The 9,675-nt window shown below is 36.3% G+C and carries 6 protein-coding genes and 1 pseudogene; all 7 read right to left on the bottom strand.

Going from position 1 to position 9,675, the window contains the following annotated elements; translation table 11 throughout:
* Positions 1 to 455 precede the first annotated feature (455 nt).
* A complete protein-coding gene (locus RTY06_RS14695; protein ID WP_312825726.1) occupies positions 456 to 1,700 on the bottom strand; it encodes a 5-methylcytosine restriction system specificity protein McrC in 1,245 nt (414 codons plus the stop codon).
* 2 nt (positions 1,701 to 1,702) lie between these two features.
* Positions 1,703 to 3,652: an McrB family protein gene (locus RTY06_RS14690; protein WP_312825725.1), complete on the bottom strand. Its 1,950-nt coding sequence runs from the start codon at positions 3,650 to 3,652 to the stop codon at positions 1,703 to 1,705.
* Positions 3,653 to 3,962: 310 nt separating this feature from the next.
* Positions 3,963 to 7,115, bottom strand: a complete 3,153-nt coding sequence (locus RTY06_RS14685; protein WP_312825724.1) for an HsdR family type I site-specific deoxyribonuclease — start codon at positions 7,113 to 7,115, stop codon at positions 3,963 to 3,965.
* A gap of 55 nt (positions 7,116 to 7,170) precedes the next feature.
* A complete protein-coding gene (locus RTY06_RS14680) occupies positions 7,171 to 7,869 on the bottom strand; it encodes a transposase (protein ID WP_312825723.1) in 699 nt (232 codons plus the stop codon).
* Between the two features lie 24 nt (positions 7,870 to 7,893).
* Positions 7,894 to 8,019: a hypothetical protein gene (locus RTY06_RS14675; protein ID WP_312825722.1), complete on the bottom strand. Its 126-nt coding sequence runs from the start codon at positions 8,017 to 8,019 to the stop codon at positions 7,894 to 7,896.
* A gap of 118 nt (positions 8,020 to 8,137) precedes the next feature.
* Entirely contained in the window at positions 8,138 to 8,767 is a 630-nt protein-coding gene (locus RTY06_RS14670; RefSeq protein ID WP_312825721.1) for a transposase, read from the bottom strand.
* A gap of 24 nt (positions 8,768 to 8,791) precedes the next feature.
* A pseudogene (locus tag RTY06_RS14665) lies at positions 8,792 to 9,613 on the bottom strand (AAA family ATPase); the annotation flags it as partial.
* Between the last annotated feature and the right edge of the window lie 62 nt (positions 9,614 to 9,675).

Genomic DNA, 9,675 nt, shown 5'->3' with positions numbered 1-9,675 from the left:
TAATTATTGTATTTCCAAAACTCATTCTTTTTTGTTACATCAATTATAGGATGATCTGCCAAATGAAATTCTAATAACCCCGCCGCTGCGCAAAGTCTCCTGACTTTGAGCATATAATTATTCATCATAATTATTGTATTTCCAAAACTCATTCTTTTTTGTTACATCAATTATAGGATGATTTGCCAAATCAAATTCTAATAACCCTATGATTGCTAAATTTAATAATAAATGAGTAGAATCTACAATTTTCCTCAAAGTTGCAAACTTTGCGGAGCGTGGTAAAGCCTTCTTTCATACTTTCTTATTTTTCTCAACCTTTGCCAAGGTTCAGAACGCTGGCAAAACATAACTATTCTCTTTCAGAGCAAAACGCAGTGCAGCGCAGAATCTATAATTTAGAAAAAGCAGAATGCTCCCAGTCCTCTGGCAAAGCTAATAAACCTATGGTGGTTTTATTCAAGAAAATCTAAAAGATGCTTTCCGATATTCTCACACAATTTTCCGTCGGAGAGCACAGATATTTTCCCCAAACTGCAGTGATGATGTTCATCTCCCTTCAGAGGCACAAACTGATCCTGTATCTCAAACTTCAGCAAGGTATTATTGGAGGGATAAAGCAATAGAGATCGTTGGCTTTTCCAATACTCATTATACACATACATCTGTCTGAGGTCGTGAGTAGAAGGTTGCGTCTGGTCGATATTCTTCCATTTGGTATCAATGATTAGCACCACTTCACTCCCCTTTTTCAAAACAATATCCGGTCGAATCGTAATTGCGTTCCAAAATGGTTTTGAATCTTGTCCATAAACTTCAATATATTCTGAACTTTCTTGTGCGGCCTGTTTTAGCCTCACTAAAACGTACTCTTCCCAAAGACTATTCATATCAAAAAGCAAAGCCAACATATTTTCAGAACCGCTTGAGATATTGGGCGCATAATTCAGAATAATCAGTCGCGCAATCGCCAAAGCCGTCTCATAAGGCGCTGTTTTTCTGGATCTGGGGATTTTACTGAAAGTATTTTCATTAGCTCTGATAGCTTTTACTTCCGGAAAATCAAGCTGTACCGTTTTGCATTTACTGTACAGATAAGTTCCTTTCGAAAGATAGGTAACGATATCCAAAGCCTGACCTAAAATCTGATGTATCAGATGGTCTTTCTCATACACCTGATGCGTGGTATAAAACCGTTCTTTATGAACTAAGTTTTTATTGATGTGACCTGCAAATTCCAGCTTTCCTTTCAGAGCTTTTACATTTCCGGTTTGCTTGTAATATTGTTTAATTAATCCCTGATGAATCAACAGTTGCACTTCACTCAGAAACCATTCAAAATAAATATCCAAAAGATGTATAGACTGTTTAGAAACATTGGCTTGACCCACCTGCTGAATCTTCAGCTTTTTAGTCACCTTCAACATTTGTATCAAAACCTTTTGCCACTTGGCTTTGTTATCTTCATTTTCAGATTCATAACGATCTATTTTAGGCAGAATTTCTATTGTTAAGCCATCCACCTGAATCACACCAACGAATTGTTTAAAGACTACACCATTATGTTTTAAATCAAAATACTGGTAGTCTTGTAGCGCATTCAGTTTCGATAAGGCCACAAAATGACGTTGCTCAAAACCATTTTCTCCGATGGGAAGAAAGCTGTGCTCGAAAACTTGTATGGTATTTTTTTTAAGCATTTTTATGCCAGAAGTTTGTCTATAGCATCATCAAAAGCAACCTCTTCAAACGGAATCAATTCATAAGACTTAACAATATCAATTTCATTTCTCGTATCAAAATCGGCAAATACATTCTTTTGAGAAAACTTAGAAATTTCTTTTTCTCGCACAAATCCTTTTCCCAAAATCAATCCAATCTTACTGCAATCATTATAAAAATATTCCTGCAACAATGGGATGATTTCATTTTTAAAAGACGATTTAAAATCTTCCTTAATAAAATAAGAATGCCCCAAAGTATAATTTCTGTCCAGCAACAATTCTATTCTGTTGTTGATTCTTTGCATAATCTCGGCTCTATCATAATCAGTAAACTCTTGTTCAGTCACAACATTTACATCTGGCATCATTTCCACAAAACTGAAACGTCTTCGCAGTGCAGTATCAAGAGCCTCCACACTTCTGTCTGCAGTATTCATAGTTCCAATAATGTACAAATTGGAAGAAACACCAAATTTCTCCTTGCTGTATGGCAAAGTGACCTGCAGCTCCTCAGGATTTCCTAAACGTTTGCTTTCTTCAATTAAGGTAATCAGTTCACCGAAAATTTGTGAAACATTGCCGCGGTTGATTTCGTCGATGATGAGGACATAATTTTTAATCTGTTCACTATTTTCAGTATTTGCATTTTCTTTCTGATTTTCAGATAATTTAAAATGTGATTTCATATACTGAACAATATCAATCATATCCTTTTGAAATGCACCCGATGGTCTGGCTTGCTTATCTTGGTAAGCATCCTTAATGTTTTGTTTTGTAATGGTAAAAGTATATTGCGATGGCGAATTTAGGGATGAATACTTTAATGATTCTTTGGTAGACAAGCCATATTCCCAAGAACCTATCTTTAATAATTTTTCTTCAGCAATATGTTCCTTAACAGATTCAATAAGTTGATTCCAACTCTCATCAAAATTGTCAACGACACTATTTTCATTTATTTCTACAGCTGATTGACAAATCTCTTTGAAGATTCCGTTTTGGATTTCATAAGCCAAATCACTCTCACCTTCATTCATAATAGGCTTTATCCCTTCAATAAAATCCTCATAAGACATACTTTGATGAAACGTAGTAAATACAATTTGCCCAGCTTCTACCAAACGAGCATATTCTTCTTTTACAATAGCTCTGGTTTGCTTTAAATTAAAATCAGGATTGGCAATACTGATAGCTTTATTAATTGTGTTATAAGTTTTTCCTGTTCCAGGAGGACCATAAAGGATTTGGTTGAGAGGGACATTATAATCAATTTCAGGATCCAACATTACTAATTCCTCTTCCTCCTCAAGCTCTTCGGTTAATTCTCCAAGGACTTTGTACTTCTGAAATCTTTCTTCCATTTTTGAAAACATTTTTTCTTGATCATCGGAAGAAAATCTATAAGCAATGAATTCGGGATATTTTTGTTTGAATAGAGAAATTTGCCGATCTACAATAGGAAATATTTTGCCCAAAAATAATTCCAAATCATTTTTTAATCCCTCAAAATTATCATAAATGTAACCAGAATAGGCTGCAAAAAATTCCATTTTATTCGTATCCGGAGCATAATAGCCTTCGGGGAAAACCTCTCTGAATAATGGTTTAATGCTTTGGATAAACTCCAAAGCATATGCATTTTGGTTATCTTGGGGATCTTTGGTTTGATTAAACTGAAAGTGGAATTCAATTTTTTTGTTTTTGTTTATTGTAAACACTAGATTAATCAAATCACTGGAAGAACCAGGATATGAAACAGAAACGTTCCAAAAGGTTGTAGAAAAATATTTAGACTTCTCAGTTCCTATAAAGTAATTAAGCTCTGCGCCTTTATTGGCTTTTTGTCTTACTGAAAAAGTGAAGCTATTATCTTGTTCGTATTTATTTTTTAACCAATTAAAGACTTGGGTTTGTAGTTCTTGGTACATATTAGTTTCTATTATCTTTTATTAATTCGATGCTAAAAAGAAGTCCCAAAGCGGGAGATTGTTTTCTTGGAACATAAGCTTTAAAAACTAATTGTTTTGAAGTCAGACAATTCAAGATACGCCTGATGAACTTTTTTTAAGTCTATTTCCCATTCAACCTTTGTCGATTCCCTCAGAATGCTTAAAATAGAGCCATTTAAAGAAATAACTTTATATCTTTTTCCTGTTTTACTTTTAAACTATTTCAATCCTTTTACCAAAGACAGAAACTGCTCAAATTCTATTGTGGGGTTTGTTTTTATCATTGTATTTACCTATTCCTCTTAAAATTCTCAGCCTGCTCCAGCACATTCTTATAAACCTCATCCTGTGTAATCGGCGGATAGCCAAACTCGTGCAGCTTGACAATAATTTCCATTTTCAATTGCGCTTTAATGTCATCCCTGTCGCTCCAGTCTGGAAACTTGGCGGTGTCGTCTACTATCTTTTTGATTTCTCGGGCAAGCTCCAGCATTTTATCTTTATCGAATTCAAAACCGTATTGTTTACAGACCATATCCAGAATATCGTAGAATGCTTTTTCTTCATAGTCGATTCCCAAATCTTCAAAAGAAGCCATTTCGGTACGCAGTTTCAAAATCAAATCTAGAATCTGTTCCGAAGTATCGGCTTGAATACCGTCGTAATCCAGCAGGTCGGCTTCGCTACGCTCGTTGTAGCTGTTAATGATTTTCTGAAGCCTTTCAGAGAACTCAATGCCTTTTACTTTGTTTACTTTTTTAAAATCAGAGATGGCTTGTTTTAAAAGTCTTTCAAGGATTTTGATTTTGGTATTCGGCAGTTCAAGCGCATCTATTTTCTCCAGAAACTTATCATTAAACAGATCTATCGCATTAGCTTTGTTGTCATCCAGTTTAAAGATTTCTTCCACGCCTTCCGAGACGATAGCTTCCTCAACCATTTTACTCACTTTTGCATTCATCTGTGCAGTATCGGGCGCTTCGCCTTTGGTCAGTTTAACAACAATTGATTTAATCGCAAAGTAAAAATGAATCTCATCAGTTTCTTTGTCATTAAAGATTTCCGAACCACAAGTTAAGTTATAAGCTGCCTTCAGTTTTTTCGTGACATCAACAAAGAACTTTTCCGACTTTTCAGTGAGCAAAACCAATTCAGAAGCACGATTCAGACAATGCAACTGCTCAACGGGTGATCCTTTGAAATAATCACTGGTATCAAACTCATAGAAAAACTGTCGCAATAAATCCAGCTGGTCTCTCACAATAATCACCGCTTTATCAAGGTCTTCAAAGTCATCGGCTGCCGTCGTATTGTTGAATAATCCCAAAGCGTGATTCAGGTTTTTCTTGATACCGATATAATCGACGACCAAACCTTTGTCTTTCCCTTCAAACTTTCGGTTCACACGGGAAATCGTCTGTATCAGATTATGTGTCTGTAAAGGTTTATCAATATAAATCGTATCAAGAAAAGGAACATCAAAACCTGTGAGCCACATATCAACCACAATCGCTATTTTAAAGTTGGAATGCATTTGTTTAAACTGCCTGTCCAGTTCTTTTCGGTCTTCTTTCGTTCCGAGCAGATTCCAAAGGTTTTCTTCATCATCTTTGCTTCGGGTCATTACCATTTTAATGCGCTCGATGGGCTTGATTTCTTTCTGTTCTTTCTCGCTCAGATGTTCTGCTATGGTTTTCTCATTCCATTCCGGTCTTAGCCTGATGATTTCTTTAAATAATTTATAGGCTATTTCTCGGGAGGCACAGACAAACATTACCTTTCCGGCAACAGTCGCTTTCTCCTCAATCCGTTTTTCATAATGCGTAATAAAATCCTGCGCAATCGCTTCAATTCTCCCCGGGTCACCCAAAATCACTTCCATTCTGGCAATCGCTTTTTGGCTGGCTTCCACGTGGTATTCCGAAGCGCCTTCTGCAACGGCATTTTGATAATACTGCTCAATTTCCACCACTTTAGAATGGTTCAGATTGACTTTTGCAGCACGACCTTCATAAACCAATCGCACTGTAATTTCATCCACCACCGATTCAAACATCGTGTACGAATCTACCACAGGACCAAATACATCTAAAGTCTTATCAATAGGCGTTCCCGTAAATCCTACATACGTCGCATTAGGAAGTGAATCGTGAAGGTATTTAGCAAAGCCATACGACTTTTTCACACCATCTTCATTAATGCGAACTTTCAAATCCAGATTCACCTGCGAGCGGTGGGCTTCGTCGGATATACAGATAATATTGGTGCGGTCGCTCAAAATCTCGCTGTCTTCCGCAAATTTCTGAACGGTTGTCAGAAAAACACCACCACTTTCTCTGCCTCTCAACCTTGCACGAAGATCTGCTCTACTTTCTATATTGATAATATTTTCATCACCAATAAAATCCTTGGCATTGGTAAAATCTCTCGACAGCTGATCGTCCAAATCAGTACGGTCGGAGATAATAATGATGGTCGGACTTGCCAATTGTGTAGATCGCATCAACAGCCTCGACAGATAAAGCATCGTATAACTTTTCCCGCAACCTGTGGCGCCAAAGTAGGTTCCACCCTTTCCGTCGCCTTCCGGTTTGCGGTGCTTTTGGATATTGTCAAACAATTTGTTGGCAGCATAATACTGCGGATAACGGCACAGGATTTTTTCTTCTTTTTTAGTCGTATCGGGAAACCAAATGAAGTGATGCAGAATATCACAAAGCCTTTCCCTGTTCAGCATTCCGTGCACGATGGAGGTGGCGGTATGAATGCCTGTCAGTGCTTTCTTTTCTTCGCCTGTTATTTTATGCCAACCGTAGAAGAAATCGTAAGGTGCAAATAGAGAACCTGCTTTGTTGTTCACGCCGTCGCTGATGATGCAGAACGCATTGTATTTCATCAGTTCCGGAATATCTCTTCGGTAGCGTTTTGCTAATTGTTCGTATGCATTAAAAATAGTAACGTTTTCTTCAATCAAAGTTTTAAACTCAAAAACCACCACCGGAATCCCGTTGATATACAGAATCAAATCCGGAATACGAAGTTCTTTTCCCTGAATCTCCAGCTGATTCACAATCTTAAACCGATTGGTGGTCAAAAGACTGCTTTTATCTATATCGATATAGCGGATGTGCAAATCTTTTTTTGCCGGGTTGTGTCTCTTAAAAATAAGACCGTCTGCCAACAGTTTTCCAATATATTTATTACTGTCATACAGATTGGATGCTGGTTGATATACCAGTTCATTGATCAGGCTTTCCAATTCTATCGCTTCCAGATCAGGATATCGGGAAAGCAGAAAATCACTCAAATCTTCCCGAATCAGTACGGGCGAAAAATCTTTCGCCCCCTCCTTCAACAAATCTTTACCATTCACATACTCATAACCTTCCTCTTTCAGAAGATGAATGAATGATTTTTCTAATTGGGATTCGGTGTATTTCATTTTTTTATTTTTTAATTACCTACGTACGAAATATCTTTCGCTTATAAGTATTTCATTAAATATTATTATCATAAAACCTATCTTCTTTCCAAAGAATCGGATTGTTTTTTATGTATTCTGATATTCTCTCGTAATCCTGTTCGTTTCTTATAATGTGGTCATAATAATTCCTTTGCCAAACATTTACAATATTGGTATTATTTCGCATCCATTTTGTAACCCCGATTTTAAACCCACGAACAACAGAACCAATGGTTTTTGATGGTGACCGCCACGTTACATTCCGTAGGGGCGAAAAATCTTTCGCCCCATTTAATTTCGCCCTATCATCCCTTTCCAAATGATTCGTTTTATCTGACAATGTTTCATCGAGCAAATCGTTATTGGGCAAATCGTTATTGGGCAAATCGTTATTGGGCGAATCGTTATTGGGCGAATCGTTATTGGGCGAATCGTTATTGGGCGAATAATTATTCGCCCCTGCAACGAATTCAATGATGCCGTGGATGTGGTTGGGCATAATAACAAATTCGTGCAACACCACATTGGGAAAATGATTCGGAATATCTTGCCAACATTCTTGCGACTGCGATCCCGCATCATTTAATATCATTTCTCCATCTACAATCCTCCCAAACAGATGCGCTCTATCCTGACAACAAATCGTGATAAAATACAATCCTTCCTGGCTATAATCATAACCTTGCAATCGTATCGATTGGCGATGGTGTTTTTGGGGATTGTAGTTATTCATAATTATTTTATCAGTTTTATTACGTTACCGTTGGGGCGAAAAATCTTTCGCCCTCTCCTTCAATAAATCTTTGCCATTCACGTACTCATAGCCTTCCTCTTTCAAAAGATGGATGAATGATTTTTCTAATTGGGATTCGGTGTATTTCATTTTTTAATTTTATTAATTAGGGCGAATCGTTGGGGCGAATCGTTGGGGCGAATCGTTGGGGCGAATCGTTGGGGCGAATCGTTGGGGCGAATTGCAATTCGCCCGTACTACGAAATTATTATATTCCATAAAATTTATCCTCATTCCAGCGTTTGGGATTATCTCTAATATAGTCAGATATTCTTGCGTAAGCCTCTTCGTTTCTAATGATATGCTCATAATAATTCCTTTGCCAAATCTTAAAATCTAATTCTTTTATTTTCTCGGTTGGGGCGGTTGGGGCGGTTGGGGCGGTTGGGGCGGTTGGGGCGGTTGGGGCGAATTGCAATTCGCCCGTACTGTCGTTTATTTTTTCGCCTGTATTTAAGATATAATCTTTTATTTTTTTTATTGTTGCTATTTTATATCCTCTAATAATAGCGCCCACCGTTTGAGATGGCGATTGAAATTTCCCAATCTCATTTTTCCCTTTTTGAAATTTTATTTCTAAGATTGAGTGAAAATGATTAGGCATTACAACAAATTCGTGCAAAACCACATTGTCTCTTATTTCATTTGTATTTTGCCATTCTTTTTGTGCTATCTCTCCATATATGTTCAATATCATTTCTCCATCTACAACCTTCCCAAACAGATGCGCTCTATCCTGACAACAAATCGTAATAAAATACAATCCTTCTTGGCTATAATCATAACCTTGTAAACGTATCGAACGGCGATGGTGTTTTTGGGGATTGTAGTGATTCATTGATTACTTCTAGAAATGATATAATTAATTCAAAAGAGGATCTACTAAAATTTCTTCATTTTCTTCTATACCCATCATCATATTGTAATGCCCAATGTTATGTGTATGAAGAAATATTTCCTTAAAAACTTTTAAATATGTTTCTATAGATTGATCAGGTAATTCAACATATAAATCATCTGGTAATGTATGTGAACCCTCATTTATCCAGCTTAACAATGATCTGAAAATTTCCTTTTCTTGCGGATTAGGGAATTTTGATAACAATGTCTCATCTCTTTTGTTTCCTAAAATACTAAAGTAATTTTCGATTACTCGTCTCATTGCATTTTGAACAGTGATACCTGAATTCTTTTCATAATCCTTTATTTCATTCCACAATAATTCGTAAGAAGAAGAAATCGGATTTTTGTCTAAATAAGGAAATGACTTTGTTACCGAGTTTACCTTTCTAAGTATGTAATATTGATTTTTCTCTCCCTTACCTCTATTAATACCTTCGAAGGATGCTTCTTTATGAAAATAAATATTATGGGTTAAGAGAATCACTTGTTTAATACTACCAACATCATTTCGTACTTCCTTTAATATTTCTTTAATTAATGTACTTACGACAAATAAAACATTACTATCTAAACTTGATATTGGATCATCAATTACCAAAATACGATCATCATTTACTGTATTTTCATCAAGTCCTCCTTTTGCAAGTTGTAAATAATATAGAAAAGTAATGAAAGTTATTTCACCCTCGCTTAAAGTAGTTTCAGCTATTTCGCCATCTTCTCTCTGTATTTGATAAAAGCCATCTTCAGTTGCGGGTACAATTTTAAAATTTAAAAATCCGTATGCCTTTAGACTGCACCCAAAAGTTTAGACAAAATTAAATAATATTTTGATAGGAAAGA

Origin of the sequence: Epilithonimonas sp. (assembly GCF_032055105.1) — a bacterium.
GTDB lineage: Bacteria > Bacteroidota > Bacteroidia > Flavobacteriales > Weeksellaceae > Epilithonimonas.
The sequence above is the reverse complement of the archived record's forward strand: the minus strand, read 5'-3'. Positions and strand labels throughout refer to the sequence as shown.